The sequence below is a fragment of the Ekhidna sp. ABH4_415 genome (assembly GCF_056161305.1).
This window is the reverse complement of the sequence record NZ_JBSWYW010000007.1, coordinates 48,873-69,446: the sequence shown is the minus strand read 5'-3', so window position 1 is coordinate 69,446 and position 20,574 is coordinate 48,873. Positions and strand designations below refer to the sequence as shown.

General features: G+C 41.3%; 14 protein-coding genes. 9 read left to right on the top strand and 5 right to left on the bottom strand.

Features of this window, described 5'->3' with window-relative positions; all coding sequences use genetic code 11:
- Positions 1-74: 74 nt before the first annotated feature.
- Complete coding sequence (locus tag ACXAH9_RS13240; protein WP_349563134.1) at positions 75-431, bottom strand: DUF3276 family protein; 357 nt, start codon at positions 429-431, stop codon at positions 75-77.
- Between the two features lie 110 nt (positions 432-541).
- Here ACXAH9_RS13240 and ACXAH9_RS13235 point away from each other — a divergent pair, with 110 nt between their 5' ends.
- Positions 542-1,441 (top strand): DUF58 domain-containing protein, encoded by a 900-nt coding sequence (locus tag ACXAH9_RS13235; protein WP_474895333.1) that lies wholly within the window; start codon positions 542-544, stop codon positions 1,439-1,441.
- Here ACXAH9_RS13235 and ACXAH9_RS13230 read toward each other — a convergent pair whose 3' ends face one another.
- A complete protein-coding gene (locus tag ACXAH9_RS13230; RefSeq protein ID WP_349563136.1) occupies positions 1,442-1,786 on the bottom strand; it encodes a 4Fe-4S dicluster domain-containing protein in 345 nt (114 codons plus the stop codon).
- A gap of 91 nt (positions 1,787-1,877) precedes the next feature.
- On the opposite strand from ACXAH9_RS13230, the gene ACXAH9_RS13225 reads away from it, so the two are divergent.
- From ACXAH9_RS13225 to ACXAH9_RS13210, 4 genes are all read left to right on the top strand, one after another.
- Positions 1,878-2,882: an acyl-CoA reductase gene (locus ACXAH9_RS13225; protein WP_474895332.1), complete on the top strand. Its 1,005-nt coding sequence runs from the start codon at positions 1,878-1,880 to the stop codon at positions 2,880-2,882.
- A gap of 181 nt (positions 2,883-3,063) precedes the next feature.
- Complete coding sequence (locus tag ACXAH9_RS13220; protein ID WP_474895331.1) at positions 3,064-5,844, top strand: bifunctional aconitate hydratase 2/2-methylisocitrate dehydratase; 2,781 nt, start codon at positions 3,064-3,066, stop codon at positions 5,842-5,844.
- A 337-nt stretch (positions 5,845-6,181) separates the two neighbouring features.
- Positions 6,182-8,917 carry an aconitate hydratase AcnA gene (gene acnA / locus ACXAH9_RS13215; RefSeq protein ID WP_474895330.1) on the top strand — a complete coding sequence of 912 codons (2,736 nt, stop codon included), beginning with the start codon at positions 6,182-6,184 and terminating at the stop codon, positions 8,915-8,917.
- Between the two features lie 98 nt (positions 8,918-9,015).
- A complete protein-coding gene (locus tag ACXAH9_RS13210; protein ID WP_474895329.1) occupies positions 9,016-9,828 on the top strand; it encodes a phosphopeptide-binding protein in 813 nt (270 codons plus the stop codon).
- Between the two features lie 203 nt (positions 9,829-10,031).
- On the opposite strand, the gene ACXAH9_RS13205 is transcribed toward ACXAH9_RS13210, so the two are convergent.
- Entirely contained in the window at positions 10,032-11,126 is a 1,095-nt protein-coding gene (locus ACXAH9_RS13205; RefSeq protein WP_474895328.1) for a TolB family protein, read from the bottom strand.
- Positions 11,127-11,168: 42 nt separating this feature from the next.
- Here ACXAH9_RS13205 and ACXAH9_RS13200 point away from each other — a divergent pair, with 42 nt between their 5' ends.
- Positions 11,169-12,395, top strand: a complete 1,227-nt coding sequence (locus ACXAH9_RS13200; RefSeq protein ID WP_474895327.1) for a M20/M25/M40 family metallo-hydrolase — start codon at positions 11,169-11,171, stop codon at positions 12,393-12,395.
- Between the two features lie 291 nt (positions 12,396-12,686).
- Here the strand turns inward: ACXAH9_RS13200 and ACXAH9_RS13195 are convergent, their stop codons facing one another.
- Both ACXAH9_RS13195 and ACXAH9_RS13190 read right to left on the bottom strand, forming a co-directional pair.
- Positions 12,687-14,585, bottom strand: coding sequence for a tetratricopeptide repeat-containing sensor histidine kinase (locus ACXAH9_RS13195; protein ID WP_474895326.1), 1,899 nt, complete (start codon positions 14,583-14,585; stop codon positions 12,687-12,689).
- Between the two features lie 3 nt (positions 14,586-14,588).
- The gene (locus ACXAH9_RS13190) at positions 14,589-14,945 is read right to left on the bottom strand and encodes a hypothetical protein (protein ID WP_474895325.1); all 357 of its coding nucleotides are present in this window, start codon (positions 14,943-14,945) and stop codon (positions 14,589-14,591) included.
- A 150-nt stretch (positions 14,946-15,095) separates the two neighbouring features.
- Here ACXAH9_RS13190 and ACXAH9_RS13185 point away from each other — a divergent pair, with 150 nt between their 5' ends.
- The 3 genes from ACXAH9_RS13185 to ACXAH9_RS13175 all read left to right on the top strand — a co-directional run bounded on the left by ACXAH9_RS13185 (position 15,096) and on the right by ACXAH9_RS13175 (position 20,459).
- On the top strand, positions 15,096-16,340 hold the full coding sequence (locus tag ACXAH9_RS13185; protein WP_474895324.1) for an NHL repeat-containing protein: 1,245 nt from the start codon (positions 15,096-15,098) through the stop codon (positions 16,338-16,340).
- A gap of 392 nt (positions 16,341-16,732) precedes the next feature.
- Positions 16,733-17,980, top strand: a complete 1,248-nt coding sequence (locus tag ACXAH9_RS13180) for a hypothetical protein (protein ID WP_474895323.1) — start codon at positions 16,733-16,735, stop codon at positions 17,978-17,980.
- A 46-nt stretch (positions 17,981-18,026) separates the two neighbouring features.
- Complete coding sequence (locus ACXAH9_RS13175) at positions 18,027-20,459, top strand: ABC transporter permease (protein WP_474895322.1); 2,433 nt, start codon at positions 18,027-18,029, stop codon at positions 20,457-20,459.
- The last annotated feature ends 115 nt before the right edge of the window (positions 20,460-20,574 follow it).

Here is a 20,574-nt window from a genome sequence, read left to right as displayed (position 1 = left end):
AGTAAAATAAAAAAGCCCCCCAGCATATCGCTGAGGAGCCTCTCTCTTCATACTTAATAAAAAAAGTTATCTTATCAATCCCACTTAAGATCAGAATCAGACTCTGAAACCTCCGCATTTGCTACTTCAGGCTCAGATTCATTTTCTCTTTCAAACTGTGAAAAATCCACTTCAGGCATCAATTCATCCTTTACATGGTTCACTGTGGAATTCAATGCATTTACAAACTTGTGAAAATCCTCTTTATATAAGAAAATCTTATGTTTCTCGTAATAAAAACCATCATCTTTAGGTTTTCTCTTGCTCTCCGTAATCGTCAGGTAATAATCGTTCGACCGTGTCGCTTTCACATCAAAAAAGTACGTACGTTTTCCCGCCTTTACTCTCTCAGAATAGATCTCGTCTCTTCCTTTTTCATTATTATCTTCCACTTGCTTAAAATTTGTGTTAGGTGTTAGTTTGTACTAAATCGGGGCTAAATATAGTGCTTTATATTTTTTATCTGCAAACAAATCATGGATTCCACGTTGAATAGCGGCATATGACCACAAACATTTCAGAAATTAATCAATACGACAACCTGGGGCTAATAGCCAAACAATTGGTAGATGGCTTTATTACCGGTTTGCATAAATCACCCTATCACGGGTTTTCTGTGGAATTTGCAGAGCATAAGTTGTACAATTATGGAGAAAGCACTCGCCACATAGATTGGAAGGTATTTTCAAGGACTGATCGCCTGTATACAAAACAATACGAAGAAGAAACCAATCTGAGATGCCGAATTTTAATTGATAATTCTGCTTCCATGCATTATCCAATGCCAGGCAAAGACAAATTAAAATTTTCCGTATTTGCTGCCTCCGCACTCTCTTACCTGCTTACCAAGCAGCGGGATGTTGTTGGCTTGTCCGTTTTCTCAGATAGAATTGAAGAGGAAACCGAACTCAGAAGCACCAAAGCTCACTTAAACTCGATTTTAACCAAACTTTCAGAACTCCAGGAAACGACTCCTGCCAAAAAAACAGATATATCTTCTGTCTTGCACGAAATGGCAGATAAAATTCATAAGCGATCACTAGTGGTGATCTTCTCCGACATGTTTCAAAATACTGATGAAGATGATTTGCTGAGTGCGTTGCAACATTTAAAGCACAATAAACATGAGGTGATTCTCTTCCATGTTTCGGATTACTCGAGTGAACTAAATTTCGAATTTGAGGACAGGCCATACAAATTCATTGACATAGAAACCAATGAATCAGTCAAAGTAAACCCACACGATGTAAAGGATGTGTACCGAAAGGAAATGGCAAAATTTTATCAGGACTTAAAAATCAAATGCGGAATGATGAAGGTTGATTTCGTACCTGTCAATACCAACGATTCATTTGACAAAATCCTTGGAGCGTATTTGATAAAGCGCAAAAGAATGAGATAACTACAGATGTAACCACTCTTTTTTGGCTGTCAACTCTTCTTCTGTCTCTACATAATCCGGATCGGGAACACAACAATCTACAGGACATACCGCCGCACACTGTGGCTCCTCATGAAAGCCGGTACATTCGGTACACTTGCCCGGAACGATGTAGTAAAACTCATCTGAAACAGGCTCTTGTATTTCTTTAGCGTCTACCTTAGAACCATCTTCCATTTCTATTTCCTGAAGATCTGTACCATCTGCCCACTTCCATTCTACTCCCCCTTCATAAATGGCAGTATTTGGACATTCGGGTTCACATGCACCACAGTTGATGCATTCGTCGGTAATCATTATAGCCATAAAAAGCTTTTTTGTCGTGTTCTAAATGAGGGAACAAAATTAATGGCAATAAGTTTGCAGCCCAACAAGAACGAACAGACAATTTTTAAAAATGCAGATCCAAGACCGCATAAATGCCTTCTCCAAACTGGGTGAACGTATCTCAAACCTAACAACCGACGAACTGGAACAGCTTGGCGCTACAGCTCAGAATTTAAATGGATGGTTTACAAGAAAGAGTGTAAATCAGGCGCTATGCAGCATCCAACACATGCTGAATGAGGAAAAATTATCTAAGTGGATAGCAAAATATGATGTAGATAATGTAACTCCTCAGGTAGTCGGAATTGTAATGGCTGGCAATATCCCATTGGTTGGCTTTCATGATTTACTATCTGTATTGATCTCAGGGCATTTTGCAGCAGTCAAGCCCAGCAGTGATGATCGATTTCTGACACAAACGATCATCGATTGGATCATCGAGATAGAGCCAAGGTTTAGAAAGAATATCGAGATACGAGAAAAACTCACAAATATTGATGCGGTGATAGCAACGGGCAGTGATAATACCGCTCGCTATTTCGAGTATTACTTCAAAAACATTCCCAATATCATCAGAAAGAATCGTACCTCAGTAGCAATTCTTACGGGTAAAGAATCAGCAGAGGAATTCAAAGATCTGGGATCTGATATATTCACCTACTATGGACTTGGATGCAGAAATGTATCGAAGGTTTTTACACCCAAAGGATTTGATATCAGAGAAGCTTTTCCGCACTTTGAACCTTATCAAGAGGCAATCAACCATCACAAGTACAGGAACAATTACGACTACTACAAATCGATCTACCTGGTGAATAAAACACCACATTTAGATACTGGCTTTCTGCTGATCAACTCTACAGATCAACTGGTATCGCCCATTAGCGTCTTATTTCATCAGGAATATGATAGCATTGAAAGTCTGCAAAACATCCTGGACAGTCAAAAGAATAAAATCCAGTGTATAGTAGGAAAAGACTTTGTCCCCTTCGGTAGGGCTCAGCAACCCGAATTGTGGGATTATGCAGACAATGTTGACACATTAAAATTTCTTACTCACCTAGCCAGCAGCTAGAACATTCTAATTCTAATGTTAGCGCACAGCAACCAACCAAAGATGAAATGAATTATTTTTGCCTGCCGAAACAACAGGAAGCCCGTCCTTATTGTAAGGACTAGCCGAAAAAGCCCCAATAATTAAGACATAGGTTGAATAAATCGACTAAAGTCCGTTCTTAACTTATTAATGACTTGATATGAGCAAATACAACGAGTATGTAAAGGAAATTGAAGAAAGAAAAAGTCAGGGCCTCCATCCAAAGCCTATTGATGATGGAGAGCTACTTAGCGAGATTATTGAATTAATCAAAGACACTGAAAATGCTCATCGAGCAGACGCACTTCAATTCTTCATTTATAACACCTTGCCCGGCACCACTCCTGCGGCGGTTGTTAAAGCCAAGTTTTTGAAAGCGATCATTCTTGGGGAATCGGTTGTTGAAGAAATTACTCCTTACTTCGCCTTTGAATTGCTTTCTCACATGAAAGGTGGTCCTTCTATCGAAGTACTTCTTGATATTGCTTTGGGAACCAATGATTCAATCGCCAAACAAGCTGCTGATGTATTGAAGACACAAGTATTCTTATATGACGCAGATTATGATCGTCTGAAAGTAGCCTTTGAAGACGGGAATGTAATTGCGAAGGACTTATTAGAAAGCTATGCAAAAGCAGAGTTCTTCACGCAGCTTCCTGAGGTTGAAGAGGAAATTGAAATCGTTACGTTTATTGCCGGAGAAGGAGATATCTCTACCGATTTGCTTTCTCCTGGCGCTGATGCGCACTCCAGATCTGACAGAGAGCTGCACGGCCACTCCATTTTTGAGCACAACAAGGAAAAGCAACAAGAACTAAAAGCTTTAAAAGAGCAACACCCTGATAAGCGTGTGATGTTGGTTGCTGAAAAAGGAACCATGGGTGTAGGTTCATCCAGAATGTCCGGAGTAAATAATGTAGCGCTATGGACAGGTATTCAATCCAGCCCTTATGTCCCATTTGTAAACATTGCTCCAATTATTGCAGGGACGAATGGAATTTCACCGATTTTCTTAACAACTGTCGGTGTAACGGGCGGTATTGGCATTGATCTGAAAAACTGGAGAAAAAAGACCGATGATGATGGTAATATCGTCGTTGATGAGAACAGTGAACCAGTCTTGGAAGAAGTATATTCTGTAGCTACAGGTACAGTTCTCACAATTAATACGAAAAAGAAAAAGCTATATAAAGGAGATCAGGAGTTGATTGACATCTCCGCTTCATTGACGCCTCAGAAACTTGAATTTATAAGGGCGGGTGGTTCATACGCAGTTGTTTTCGGAAAGAAACTACAAACATTTGCAGCTAAGACATTAGGCTTAGAAGCGCCAACCGTTTTTGCTCCATCTAAGGAGGTTTCAAACGAAGGCCAAGGGCTTACAGCCGTTGAGAAGATCTTCAATAAAAATGCTGTTGGAACTACACCAGGTAAAACACTACATGCCGGATCGGATGTACGTGTTGAAATAAACATTGTAGGTTCTCAAGACACAACAGGTCTGATGACCGCTCAGGAATTGGAATCTATGGCAGCCACTGTCATCTCTCCAATTGTAGATGCAGGCTACCAGTCAGGATGCCATACAGCCTCTGTTTGGGACAAAAAAGCACAGGCCAACATTCCAAAGTTGATGAAGTTCATGAACGACTTTGGGATGATCACCGGACGTGACCCTAAGGGAGTTTACCCAGCCATGACGGATGTAATTCACAAAGTATTGAATGACATTACCGTGGATGATTGGGACATCATTATCGGTGGAGATTCTCATACGCGAATGTCAAAAGGTGTTGCTTTTGGAGCTGATTCGGGTACGGTAGCTTTGGCACTTGCGACCGGGGAGGCTTCCATGCCAATCCCTGAATCCGTTAAGGTGACTTTCAAAGGAGAAATGAAACCTTACATGGACTTCCGTGATGTGGTGCATGCCACACAGCAACAAATGCTAAAGCAATTCGGCGGTGAAAACGTATTCCAGGGTAGAATTATTGAAGTACACTTAGGCACATTGACGGCAGATCAGGCATTTACCTTCACTGATTGGACGGCAGAGATGAAAGCCAAGGCTTCCATCTGTATTTCAGAAGATGAGACGCTGATCGCATCACTGGAGATTGCCAAAAGCAGAATTCAGATTATGATTGAAAAGGGCATGGACAATGATCTGAAAGTCCTGCAAGGTTTGGTTGACAAGGCTAATAAGCGAATCGCAGAAATCAGATCAGGGGAAAAACCAGCACTTACCCCAGACGCAAGTGCAAAGTATTATGCTGAGGTAGTTGTAGACCTTGATGTTGTAGGTGAACCAATGATCGCTGACCCTGATGTAAACAACGAAGATGTCTCAAAAAGATATACGCACGATACCATCAGGCCACTTTCATTCTATGGTGGGACTAAAAAAGTAGATCTTGGATTCGTTGGTTCTTGCATGGTTCACAAGGGAGACATGAAAATTCTTGCGCAAATGCTGAAGAACATCGAGCAACAACATGGAAAAGTGGAGTTCAAGGCTCCACTTGTTGTAGCTCCTCCGACTTACAATATAGTAGATGAGCTAAAAGCAGAAGGCGACTGGGAAGTGTTACAGAAGTACTCAGGATTTGAGTTTGATGATAATAATCCTAAAGCTGCTGCCCGTACAAAATACGAAAACATGCTGTATTTGGAGCGTCCGGGTTGTAACCTGTGCATGGGTAACCAAGAAAAAGCTGAGCCGGGCGACACAGTGATGGCTACTTCAACCCGCCTATTTCAGGGTAGAGTTGTGAAGGATTCCGATGAGAAAAAAGGAGAATCTTTACTGTCTTCTACACCAGTAGTGGTGCTTTCGACTATTCTAGGTCGTACGCCAACGATGGAAGAATACGAAGCAGCAGTACATGGCATTGACTTGACTAAGTTTAAGCCATCGAGCAAGAAGCTTGTAGCTGCGTAATTACGCTAATATAGAAAACCGAAAGCCCGGGTCACTGACTTGGGCTTTTTTGTTTATAGCACCCGTATTCCCTCGAGAGACCGAAATGAAATAAGGTCGAGACATGGGAATCTCCCAAAAGCTTAGAAGCTGTTATTACATGAGATTCCCAAGTCTCACTCCTCGTCATTCGCAAGGGAATAAGGGCTATTTAAACACTTTCCCGTATTCCCTTGTCAAGCAAGTCATGGGTATCCCTAACCACCACAAGCACAAGGAAAATTGTCCCAGAAACTAAACAAAGCCATTTCCTGTTTATCTTTAGAATCGAAAACCTTTAACCTTTAAACACAGATTTATGCCTCAGGATTTTCTAGGAATCGAAAAACAACTACCCAGTCAATTAGGAGAACACAAATACTTCAGCCTCTTTGAATTAGCTAAAAAGAAGCCTGTCGTTAAAAAACTCCCCTACTCCATCCGAATTCTTTTAGAAAATGTCATTCGAAACTATGACGGATTTGCAGTCACCAAGGATCATATTGAAACCGTGCTCAACTGGAAAGAAACTGCAGGAAAAAAAGACATTCCGTATAGCCCGGCAAGGGTATTAATGCAGGATTTCACTGGTGTACCTGCTGTTGTTGACATTGCGTCAATACGGGCAGAAGTGGCTCGAAAAGGAAAAGACACCAGCAAAACCAACCCGGTAGTTCCAGCAGATATGGTCATTGACCACTCAGTCGTTGTTGATTTTTTCGGTGCAGCTGATTCTTATCAGAAAAATGTGGACCTGGAATATCAAAGAAACGATGAACGATATAAGCTTTTAAAGTGGGGACAGCAGGCTTTTACAAACTTCTCAGTAGTACCTCCAGGCATGGGTATTTGCCACCAGGTGAATCTTGAGTATCTGGCAAAAGGAGTGATTGAAAGAGATGGTTATTTATTCCCTGATACACTTGTAGGTACTGATTCTCACACACCAATGGTGAATGGTATTGGTGTACTAGGTTGGGGTGTAGGAGGAATTGAAGCAGAAGCGGCCATGCTTGGTCAGCCGATTTATATGATCTTACCTCAAGTCATTGGCCTGAAGATCTCCGGAAAAATGAAAGAAGGAACGACTTCCACTGACTTAGTATTAACGATTACCAAGTTGCTAAGAGACTATGGAGTAGTAGGAAAAATCGTCGAGGTATTCGGACCGGGACTTGAGAATCTTGCCGTTACAGACCGAGCTACTATCTCAAACATGTCACCTGAGTTTGGTTGTACAGATACGCACTGGCCAATTGATCAGCGTACGCTGGACTATATGAGAAACACGAGTCGTACAGAAGATCATATTGACATGGTGGAAGCGTATGCGAAAACAAATATGCTCTGGAGAGATGACGATGCAGAAATTGAATATACGGATGTCATTGAACTGGATTTAGGTACAGTAGAACCCACAATCTCCGGACCTAAGCGACCACAGGACAAAATCCTTTTGAGAGACGCTAAGAGCAAAATGGTTGAGCTTCTTAAGCAACAGGGAAGAGAATACATAGCCATAAATGAACGAGTGGCTGACTGGGCCAATGAAGGTGGTCAGCCTGCACCTACGGTCAGCAATAAAAATGGAATAAGAAGCGTAGATGTTGAAATTGATGGTCAAACGCACTGCATATCAGATGCTTCTGTAGTAGTAGCTGCAATAACCTCTTGCACAAATACCTCTAACCCGAGCGTGATGATAGGCGCAGGATTGGTTGCTAAAAAAGCCTCCGAGTTGGGACTGAAAGTAAAACCATGGGTAAAGACATCTCTGGCACCCGGATCGCGAGTAGTTACGGAATATCTGGAGAAATCTAAACTGCTTCCTTACCTGGAAGACCTTAAATTTTATACAGTTGGGTACGGTTGCACAACATGCATTGGTAATTCAGGTGATATGATTCCAACGGTTCAAAAGGCGGTTATAGAAAATGACTTGATTGTAAGTTCTGTGCTATCCGGTAACAGAAACTTCGAAGCACGAATTCACCCGAATATTAAGATGAACTTCCTGGCATCACCGATGCTGGTGGTTGCTTATGCACTGGCTGGGCATACTGATTTTGATATGAACAATGAGCCATTAGGGCAAAATAAAGATGGGAAGGATGTGTATCTGAAAGATATTTGGCCAACTTCGAAGGAAATCGATGCAGTAATGACCAGCGTTCTGAGCCCTGATGATTACAAATCGAACTATGAGACCATTTTCGATGGAGACGAAACCTGGCAAAACCTGGCTGCTCCGAAAGGACAAACGTACGACTGGGATAGTAAATCAACATATATTCAGGAAGCGCCATTCTTCAAGAACATCTCCGAAGATGTACCAGAACCACAGGATATTAAAGGAGCCAAAGTACTTCTTCAACTTGGAGACATGGTTACGACGGATCACATCTCACCTGCCGGTAAATTCTTACCAGAACATCCTGCCGGTCAGTATCTGGTACAAAATAGCGTGGAAAAGAAAGATTTCAACTCTTACGGTTCTAGGAGAGGGAACCATGAGGTAATGATGCGAGGAACTTTTGCCAACGTACGAATCAAAAACAAACTTGCCAGCCGAGAAGGTGGTTGGACCACCTATCAACCTACAGGTGAGGAAATGACTGTCTTTGATGCATCTATGAAGTATCAAGAAGAAGGAACTCCTTTAGTTGTGATTGGTGGAAAAGAGTACGGTTCCGGATCATCCAGAGATTGGGCGGCTAAGGGAACTCAGCTATTGGGAGTAAAAGCTGTGATTACCGAAAGTTATGAGCGTATCCACCGATCTAATCTGGTAGGTATGGGTGTGCTTCCATTGCAGTTCCAGGAAGGCGAAACACAGGACACTTTAGGATTGACAGGAGAAGAAACCTATGATATTTCAGGAATCTCTGAAGATTTGACTCCTGGCAAATTAGTGGATGTAACTGCCACGAAGAAAGACGGATCAAAAGTGGAGTTTAAGGCCATTGTAAGACTGGATTCCGGAGTAGATGTAGAGTACTACAAGCACGGTGGAATTCTCAATTATGTCTTAAGAAATTTCCTGAAGGACAATTAGTCTAAAAACAACAAATTGAAAAAAACCGGATCAAACCTCCGGTTTTTTTGTTGTTATTAACAGATAGTAACTTTAATCAAAACAGAAACAACCTAAATATGAAAACGAATAAGCTTGGATTATTATCATTTTTAATGATTGCCCTCATTGGGTTTTCATGCACAAATACCAAAAAATCAGAAGAAGGATCTGAGGAGAATGCGGCTTCAGAACCACAGATAAACCTAACTAAAGCTCCTCCGTCACCAGAGTTTCCGATTGCAAATCTGATTAAAAGAGGTGACGCTGCAATTACCCCGACAGATAGTGGTTATGCTGTCAACTACACCTTCGACGTGCAAGAGTTTGAATTAGGAAGACCAACAGACGATTATGAAAGTAGAGGAATTGCAAATTCTGCGAAAGGTCAACACATCCACTTTATAGTAAACAATGGACCTTACTCGGCTCATTATATGAACAGCCTGAATAAAGAGCTGGATGCAGGTAATTATGTAGTGCTAGCATTTCTTTCCCGTTCTTATCATGAGAGTGTGAAAAGTCCTGATGCATTTCACATTGAAAATTTAGTAGTAGGCGATGTGGAACCGGATTCTGCTGATCTTACAGCACCGCACTTATTCTATAGTAGACCAAAAGGCACATACGTAGGAGCAGATACGAAAAAGGTGATGCTGGACTTCTATCTTCTGAACACTACCCTTTCAGCAGATGGAAATAAAGTGCGTGCAACGATCAATGGCAATGAATTTATGATTGATGAATGGGCACCTTATTACATCGAAGGACTGCCGATGGGCAGAACAGAGATTAAGCTTGAGCTGATTGATGCCGAAGGTAACCTTGTTCCCGGACCGTTCAATTCTGTGGAAAGAGCAATAACATTGGAAGAAGGCTCAGAAGAAATGTAAGCTTAGGTTTACGTCAATAATTTAAAGTCGTCCTGCCTATGTGTGGGACGATTTTTTTCTCATTAAGCCCCAATCCCCTTGCGAAGAGACGAAGGAACGAGACTTGGGGATCTTAAAGCCAACATCTTCCAATATAAGATTCCCATGACTCGAATTCCCTTCAGTCATTCTCCCAAGGGAATATGGTAATCTGATTTTTTAAATCAATCCACCCACTCGGCCACAAACAGATTCGTATCTCTATTTCCCCCATTGTATCTGTTTGAAGCCCATACCAAGTACTTACCATCCGGACTAAACATTGGGAATGAATCGAAGGTGTCGTCGAAAGTGACTTGCTCCAGTCCGGTTCCATCCAGATTAATCATGAAAAGGTTGAATGGAAATCCTCGCTGAGAAGCATGGTTGGATGAGAACAATATCTTTTGTCCATCAGGCGTAAAGAATGGCGCCCAGTTGGCATTACCTAAGCTGGTAATCTTTTGTGCATCAGATCCGTCAGCATTTGCAACATACAATTCCATTTTGGTCGGCTGAACTAACCCTTGAGCCAATAGCTCTTTGTACTCATTAATTTCTTCCTCCGTTTGTGGTCGGGAAGCCCTCCACACGATCTTGCTCCCATCCGGTGAGAAAAATGCTCCCCCATCATAGCCCAACTCATCGGTTAGCTGGACTACATCAGCGCCATCCAGGTTCATGGTATAAAGTTCCAAATCGCCCGATCGAGTTGAAGTGAAAATGATTCGATCTCCATTCGGTGAGACAGTGGCCTCTGCATCATACCCTTCTTCTGTAGTCAATTGTTCAACGATATTTCCATCAAGATCTGCAACAAAAATGTCATACCCATCATAGATAGGCCAGACGTATTTACCGCTCGTTCGCTCAGGAGTTGCCGGACAAAGGCTGTCTGCTAAATGGGTAGATCCATATACAATCAATGAATCACCCGGTAGGAAATAGGCGCAGGTAGTCCTACCAAGTCCTGTGCTTACCAGATTTGGACGTTCTCCTTTTTTAGGATCATTTACATCTAAAGTGAAAATCTGATCACACTCAACACCCCACTCCGTATAATCGGATTGGAACACCAGGCTTTTACCATCAAAACTCCAATACGCTTCCGCATTGTTTCCGCCCCAGGTTAACTGTCGCACATTTTTCAAATGTACTTCCTTCTCGTATTTGAGCGTATCGGATGAGATTGGGTTCTCTGATTCAGCAGTTGAATTTGAATTTTGCTTACAAGAAATTACAGCAAGCACTAGAAATAAAATCGTAAAGTTCTTCATCATTGGTATATTCGAATTGCGAATCTAACTCACAAAATGATCTGTATGAAAAAGCATTTATCACCCCTCCTACTGACTTTAATCTTTTGCTTCTGTGAACAAGCCGATCCATACAATCCCATCGAAGCTATTTCTAAAGATATCAGTGTCTTAGCAAGCGATTCCCTTTCAGGACGTGAAGTGGGGACAGATGGTGAGAGAATGGCAGCCGATTACATCGTGAAAGAACTTAAAGAGGCTGGCATTCAGCCGAAAGGAACGGATAGTTATTATCAATCCTTTTTTGTGAAAGATGCGGATAATCCGCATGCTCAACCATCTGAGGAGTCAGGTGAGGATGGCATAACAGGCTACAATGTTGTTGGAATGATTGACAATCCGGGTGAAGAGTTAGTGATAGTGGGTGCACACTATGATCACCTCGGAATGGGGGACTTTTCCTCTTTGCACAGAGGAGAGGCAGCTGTTCATAATGGAGCTGATGATAACGCCAGTGGCATTGCTGCGATGTTGCATTTAGCTCGAGTACTTGCAAATAGAGAGCTTGAAAGAGATGTATTATTTATTGGGTTTTCCGGTGAAGAAAAAGGATTGTGGGGATCAAATTATTACACTAAGAATCCTACAATTGAACTCAGTAAAGTCAATTTCATGATCAACATGGATATGGTGGGGCGACTGGAAGAAACCAAAGGACTGGCTGTAAATGGAACCGGTACCTCACCTATCTGGAATTGGCTACTTGATGAGGTGAATGCAGATAGTTTGAAGTTGATTAAAAGTGAATCAGGTGTTGGTCCATCTGATCATACTTCCTTTTACCTTCAGGATATTCCTGTGTTGCATTTCTTCACCGGTCAGCATGAGGACTACCACAAACCCGGCGATGATCCGGAAAAGATCAATGAAGAAGGCATTCTAAAAGTCGCTTCAATCATAGAACGGATGATCGTGCTCATGGATGATGATGAGAAAATCGCTTTCACGAAAACCAAAGACGAATCAGATAACCCGCGATTCACTGTGACATTAGGTGTCGTCCCTGACTACATGTTTGATGGCGAAGGCATGCGTATTGATGGTGTAAGTGAAGACAAACCAGCAATCAAAGCAGGAATCCTTAAAGGTGATGTGGTTGTTCAACTAGGTGACAGCACGGTCACTGATATGATGAGTTACATGCGAGCCTTATCGACATTTGAAAAGGGGGATCAAACAACCGTAATTGTAGATCGTGGTGGTGAGAAGTTGGAGTTTGAGATTGAGTTTTAAAGGTGTAATTACATCCCCTGCCAGCTTCAGCACACGCCCCGAAACGTCGGATCTCCTTCAAAAGGGGGATTTATTTCTAGCATAGGATTCTGGTAAGAAATACAAAAACCTTAACTGTTCCGTATTCCCTTTGGAGATCGAATAAATTGAGGACGAGTCATGGGAATCTCATAATCCGGAAGTAAAAGTGGAAAAGATTCCCATGACTCAAATGGCTTGTCGCCATTTACCAAGGGAATACGGTCTATCAAACTGGAATATTATGCGCTTTTGATTGTAATGATGCAATAATTATTGCTTAGAAACTTCTGACCCCACAGCCTCAAACAGCGGCAGCCACAATGTAAAAGTCGTGCCCTTCCCTTCTTCACTGGCTACTTCGATCTTGCCATTGTTCATTTCCATGAACTCATGCACGAGTTGAAGTCCGAGACCCAGACCTTTCTCACCGGAGGTGCCATAGGTGCTCTTTTTATCTTGTAGCTGAAAAAGTTTTTTCAACTTGTCCTTTGGCATTCCTACTCCGGTATCATAAACCTCAATCTTTGCCATTTCTCCATCTTCATCAGCACGGATTCCTACTTTCCCTCCTTCCGGAGTAAACTTCAGGGCATTGTTGACCAGATTCCGAAGAATAGTCATCGTTGTATTCTTATCGCACCATAGTTCCAGATTATCTGGAACATCTGCATCCAGCTCAATGGACTTCCCTTGTGCCATGGTGGATAAGGTTTTCACCAGATCATCAGCCATTTCCTTCAGATTTAGTTTTTCAGGCACATTAGGAACATGACCCTGTTGCTGCATGGCCCAATTCAGCAGGTTGTCCAGCAGCTTGGAAAGCTGATCCACAGATTCATCAATGTGTTCAGTCATCTCTAACAACTGATCCGTTTGCTTGGTTTTCACCATCATTTTAATCATTTGGCTGATGCCATTGAAACCCGCGACCGGACTCCTGAGATCATGAGAGATAATGGAAAAGAATTTGTCTTTTGTACTGTTCAGCCGCTCCAACTCAGCTTTTTGCTCACCCAGGATACGATTGATTTTCGCCTTGGATCTGTAGTATTTGTATATGATTGATGCAAGAACAATCAGAATAAAAGCGAAAGCCCCAACTGCAATGGTAATGATACGTTGCGTTCGTTTTTCGGCGGTGAGGAGGTCAACTTCTGCTTGTTTCTGACCTACTTCAAATTCCGTTCGTAGATCCGCCATTTGTTGGACCGTCTCAATATCGGTAAGGCTGTCTTTATATGCCAAATATTTTTCATGAAAATCCAGTGCTGAGTCTGAATTTCCAATCATCTTATATAGTTCGTAAAGCTTATAATTTGCATCTCTTATTTGTTCCTTAAGACGATGCTCTTTCGCCATTTCTAAACTTTCCTGAGCATACTCGATAGCTCTTCTGAAATCATTTTTCACCGCATAGATATCTGCCATGTAAGTGTAAAAAATGGAGATGGAGTAATAATCCTGATATCGGCTGAGTATTTCAACAGACTCTTTAATGGCTTGTTCGGCAATGGCATGATCACCTTTCTCAGCATAAACTAATCCAGTGTTGCCTATACTATAAGCCTTGCCCATTTCATGATTAATTGCGTCAAAAATTGCGCTTGCATTCGCAAAGTATAGCATCGCACTGTCAAGCTTCTTTACTTCAAAATATCCATCGCCAGCATTTAAGTATGCAATTGCTAACGTGGTTGAATCTTTTATTGTAATTTCTTCTAATGAAATTAATTGATTTATCGCATCATTATAGTATCTAAAAGAATTATCAAAGTCTCCATTTTGGGCATATACATCCGCTATAGCTGTGTAGACTTCACTCCTATCTCGGATACTCTTGGTGAATTCAATAGCATCAAAGAAAGATGAAAGAGCTGCACTTAGATTACCCAGCTTTTTTTCTCCACTTGCTAAGTAATAGTGAGCATTGTAATAAAACTGAGTTTGATTATTTCTTTGAGCAAAATTTAATAAATCCCTAGCATATTGGATGGATTTTGAAGGATCACTCTCAAAGTAGGCTAATCGACTTAATACTATACATTTTAAAGAATCTGTCAATTCTTGATTCTCCAAAAGGAATTTCAAACTATCCACCTTTTCATTGGATTGTGAAAAGGTGGATGTCCAATAACATGACAATAATAATATTATCAGTATTCTATTCATGCATTAAGGGTTTCCTCCACCAGTTAATTTTGGATCAACTGTAATTGGTTGTCCTCCTCCATCAGGCTTCACTTTGATACTATAAGAATCAACTTCAGTTGTGCTAGTGGTATCTTTTATTGTAACAACTACTGAATTTGTATCCTCTCCTTTTTTTGATTTAATCAAGTTTGGTTGAGGAGCTTTATCATCAATTTTTTGTATTTTCTGAATGCCATCTCCTCCATGAAAAGTAACTGTGTCAGTCCCATTGACTGTTGTGGATGGACTTGTAGGAGTAACTGCAGTGTAGGTGCCACCGTCTGTTGACGACCATTCAAGGGTTGTACCATTGAGTCTCAGATAAATATCATGATTCATTGTTAGTTTGGTTTAGTGATTAAATAATTGAATGCCCAATATATCAAATGATAATGTGAAAATGATTCATCATTTAAAATTGATTCATTTTTACAGGCGGTTAATGGTTACTCGGTACAAGTCTGTTGTGCTTGATGTAATGAAACAATAATGAAAAGGACATTATACTCACTAGTTATACTTAGCGCATTTGCTAGTTCGTCTCAAAGCCTGCGTGAACACTACCAGGAAGGACTGAAGGCATACGAAGAAAAAAACTATGAAGGCTTCAGAAAAAAGATGGCTACCATCGACAGCATGCGACCCAACTACCCTGCCGTGGTTTATAATCTGGCAGGTGGATACGCCCTCACCGGAAATACGAAGAAGTCCATAGAGGTATTGAATAAATACATTCTCATGGATGCTACGCAGGATTTTTCACAAGATCAGGACTTTATGTCAATCTTTGGTCTGCCTGATTTTCAGCAAATTCAGGAGAAGCAAAAAAAGCTTTCCTCAACCATAGAACCCGCTAACACACGTACCTATCCCCTACTTGCGATGCACCCTGAATCCATCGCTTATTCCAAAAAACAAAAAGCATTTTTTATTGGTGGTGTGAGAGATGGGAATATTTGGAAAATAGAGGATGCTAAAACACCTGAGATATGGGCTGAATCACCTAAGAATTCATGGTGCGTAATGGGTCTGGAGGTTTCATCTGATAATAAAGCGCTATGGGCTTGCACCTCATCTTTGAGTAATTATGCCGAATACATTCAAAGTGAGGAGGGATTTGCGAGTGTTTTAAAATATGATTTAAAAAAGGGAAAACTACTCGAAACTTTCGCCTTACCCGGGGGACACAACTTTGGCGACCTGATCATCGATGATAAAGGGAATGTTTTCATTTCAGACGGAATCACTAATAAACTTTATTGGATCAGTGAAGATGATCAGCAGCTGGAAGAATTTGCTGATTTATCCAATCAGGTTTTCAACCTGCAAGGTCTCACCTTTGATGCAGATCAGAAAAATATTTATCTGAGCGATTACATTGATGGGATTTACAAACTGAATCTTGAATCTAAGCATGTCATTAAACTAGGTGTTGGAAAAGACGATATCTTGATTAAAGGAATTGACGGCTTGTATTTTGATGATGATTCACTAATTGGTATGCATAACGGCACCAAACCCAATCGGGTCGTCCGTTATTTTCTATCCGATGATGGCAATACGCTGACAGGCAAGGAAACGTTGGCTCAAGCCGGATCATTGGGTGAGCCCACACAGGGCGTCTGGGTTGATGAGGCTCTGCATTTTATCATGAACAGTCCATGGGGTGCATACGATCAGGATGGGAATTTCAATCCTGAGGATGAATCCGTTGCTATTGGTATTATTGATTAATCGGATAGCACACTGAAAAAAGCAAAAGCTCCCTCCAAATCATAAAGATTCCTATTATTCGAACAACTATCGTTATTCTCCCAAGGGAATACGGAAGAAGAAGTAGTCCCTATCCCTCTGCCTACCGCAGGCAGGTTTGCGAACGACGCAGGAGTGAGACTTGGGGATCTCAAGGACCTACAACAGAATTAAGGAGATTCCCAAGTCTCGACCTCATTGCATTCGGTCTCCCAAGGGAATACGGATTATTTTACTAATACAACATTCTTTCCGATCATCCGTATGTACTATGCATTAACAAGTACTAATTAATGCAATAAAAGAAACCATTGGTGCAACCTTTTGTCATTAAAAGGCATCAAACCCTAAAGAAAACCTAAACTCAAACGACTATGACTGGACTAAAAAACTACTTAAAACCACTTCTAGCTTCATTTACATTTATTGCATTTATCTCAGCTTCTGCTCAGGATGAAGGTTTCATCTATGGAAAAGTTACCACTGAAGACGGAGATGTATACGAAGGCCCATTAAGATGGGGCAAGGAAGAAGTGTATTGGACGGATATGTTCAACGCCTCTAAACGGGAAAACAAAAACCTGGATTATCTCTCCAGCAGAGAGCGTGACCTGTTAGAAGACCAATATGACGATAATGATAACTTGATTTCTCGGTTCATCAACATTAGCTGGGATGATGAGTTTGATGGTCGCTTCGTACACGAATTTTCCACTGAATTTGGCAATATTAAAGCATTGCGCATGCGTTCTAATAGCCGCGTAGAAGTAAAACTGAAGAATGGTGATATCATCGAAGTTGGTGGATCAGGCTATAATGACATAGGTGCTAAAATCACAGTACTGGATCGTGAGCTTGGTAGAATAAGGCTATCATGGAACAACCTGGATGAAATTGAATTCCTTCCTACCCCATCCAACCTGGATGAAAAGTTTGGGGAGCCACTTTACGGCACGGTAATCTGTGATCTGGGAGAATTTACCGGATTCATTCAATGGGATCACGACGAGCGTGTAGGGACAGACATCCTTGATGGTGAAGAGGATGGAGACGATTATGAAATTGCATTTGGTAAAATTGAATCAATTGAAAGAGATGGTTATAGTAGTAGCATCGTAAGACTTAAGTCAGGTCGTACGCTTGATTTACGAGGCACCAACGATGTAGATGATGACAACAAAGGGATCATCGTGACAGTGAATGGGCTTGGTCGAGTAGATATCGATTGGGACGAATTTGATCGTGTTGAATTTAGAGAGGCCCCTAACAGTGGACCGGCTTACAGCTCTTTTTCTTCTCCCAAGAAAATCAAAGGAACTGTTTGGGTAGATAATGGTGATCGACATACCGGAGAAATCATTTATGACCTGGATGAAGAGTACACCTTCGAATTATTGAATGGTGAAAAAGATGATGTGAAATTCATCATACCATTCTACAATATAAGGGCTGTCGAGCCGCGTGGCTATGATGAGGCCGAGGTTACACTAAAAAGTGGAGATACGATCATTCTTGAAGACGGACAGGATGTAAGTGAGAAAAATCTGGGAGTTCTTATTAAAACAGGCTCAGACCGGGTGTATGTGCCATGGGACAGGATTAATAAAATCACACTAGAATAGAAAAGGATCGGAGTTCAACTAACTCAAGGGACAAAAACTTAAAACCATGTTAAAGAACTATTTCAATGTTGCCCTGCGTAACTTGTTTAAGCACAAGTTCTATTCGCTCATTAACATTTTGGGCCTATCAGTAGGACTCACCTGCTTTCTGATGATCTCCCTCTATGTCATAGATGAATTAAACTACGATACTTTTCATTCAGATTTGGACCGAACGTATCGAATGGACTTTGCCGGCATAATCAATGGATCTGAATTTATAACCGCGCTTTCAAGCGCACCCGCTTCTGAAACGATGCTGTCAGAATATCCGGAGGTAGAGGAATCTGTACGTGTACGTGAAAGTGGCAACTGGTTAATTAAGAAAAAAGGTACAGAAAACAATTATTACCAGGATGATGTGGCATTCATAGATCCTAATTTCTTTACATTTTTTGACTTTAAATTGATAAAAGGTGACAGGGGGGAATGCCTGAAGCGTCCCAAAACATTGGTATTGAATGCGACTGAGGCCATCAAACTATTCGGTGACGAAGATCCCATCGGACAGATTGTAGTGATCGATAACGATGAAACCTGGGAGGTTACTGGCGTATATGAAGATATGCCACCCAACTCTCATATGAATTTCTCAATGATGTTCACCATGGAAAGTCGTGAAGAGGCCAAATCCAAATTTTGGATGAGTTTCAATTTTGTTACTTATCTCAAACTACAGGAAGGATTCAATCCTGAAGTCCTTGAAGCTAAGTTTCCAGCACTGATTGAAAAGTACATTGGGCCAGAGGTGCAACAATACATGGGCGCTACGATGGAAGAATTTTTTGCAGCAGGTAATACAGCCGGATTCACCTTATTTCCTATGAAAGACATTCATCTCCATTCTGATAAGAACGGTGAACTCATGGCGAATAGTGACATCAAATACATTTACATCTTTTCTGCAATAGCACTATTTATTCTCATACTCGCCTGCATCAACTTCATGAATTTAGCTACTGCTCGCTCTGCTGGACGAGCCAAAGAGGTAGGTGTTCGTAAGGTTATGGGCGCTTATAAATTTCAGTTGATACGGCAGTTTCTTACGGAAGCATTTTTGATCACCTTTATCTCTATCCTCATTGCATATCTGCTTTCATTTCTGCTGTTAGATCAGTTCAATACCTTGGCAGCCAAGCAGTTGACCATCAACCACCTGTTTTCTCCTGCATATTTAACAATCATGGCAGGTGTGTTAATAGCTGTGGGCATTTTGGCAGGCAGCTATCCGGCATTTTTCCTTTCCAAATTTCGCCCGGTTGAGGTTTTAAAAGGAAGACTTAATCTGGGACTGAAAAGTGGTGGGATCAGGAGTACACTCGTGGTTCTGCAATTCGCAGTGAGTATCATGATGATCATTGGCACTGCAATTGTATTTCAGCAACTTACGTTTATCCAAAACAAAAAACTTGGGTTTTCAAAAGAGCAGGTGGTTATGATCCACGACCCATGGATCATGGGTGACAAGGCGGAAGCATATAAGGAAGAAGTACTGTCCAGCTCGTTAATCAAAAACGGCACTATGTCTAGTTTTTTGCCTGTCAATACTCAAAGCAATAATAACTTATGGTTTCCCGGTGCTACTCCTACTAAAGATGAAAGTTATGTATTCTTCAATGCGAGGGTAGATCATGATTATTTAGCCACCCTGGATATGGAGCTTACTGAAGGCCGCAGTTTCTCCAAGGAGTTCTTGAGTGACAGTTCCACTATCATGGTCAATGAATCACTCCTTCGTCATATGGGATGGGATAATGGAGTCGGCCGTAAACTCTCCACCTATGGTGGATCACAAGATGAACCCCAGGTAGAGGTATATAGCATTATCGGGGTGGTAAAGGACTTTCATTACACATCCCTAAGAAATAATATTGAGCCATTGGTATTTCAATTAGGAAGAAGTAGAGGATATGTGTCTTTCAAGATTGATGGAGAAAACGTGAAAGCTTCACTGGACTATATCCAGACAAAATGGGACGAATTTGCACCGGGTCAACCGTTTCAATACAGCTTTCTGGACAATCGATTCAATGATATGTACAAAACGGAACAAAAACTTGGACAAATTTTCAGTGTCTTTGCTTTCCTGGCCATTTTCATTGCGTGCCTTGGGCTCTATGGATTAGCGGCTTTTACTGCAGAGCAGCGAACCAAAGAAATAGGTGTTAGAAAGGTACTTGGTGCATCCATCATGAGTATCATCACCCTCCTATCCAAAGAGTTTTTAAAGCTTGTTGCCATTGCATTCATCATTGCATCGCCTATTGCCTACTATTTCATGAATGAGTGGCTACAGGATTTTGAAAATAGAACAAACATCAACCTCATGGTTTTCTTATTGGCTGGAATAGTGGCTCTGGTGATTGCATGGGTCACCATGAGCTTCCAGTCATGGAATGCTGCACGGGTCAACCCGGCGAGATCATTAAAGGATGAGTAACACTCGTTTAATCATTTGATAATATCATTAAACAGTTATCCCCATATCCACAAGTTATCCACAGCCCCGATTCTTCGGGGCTTTTTTTATTACTCATCGATCGTCTTTGTGTTAT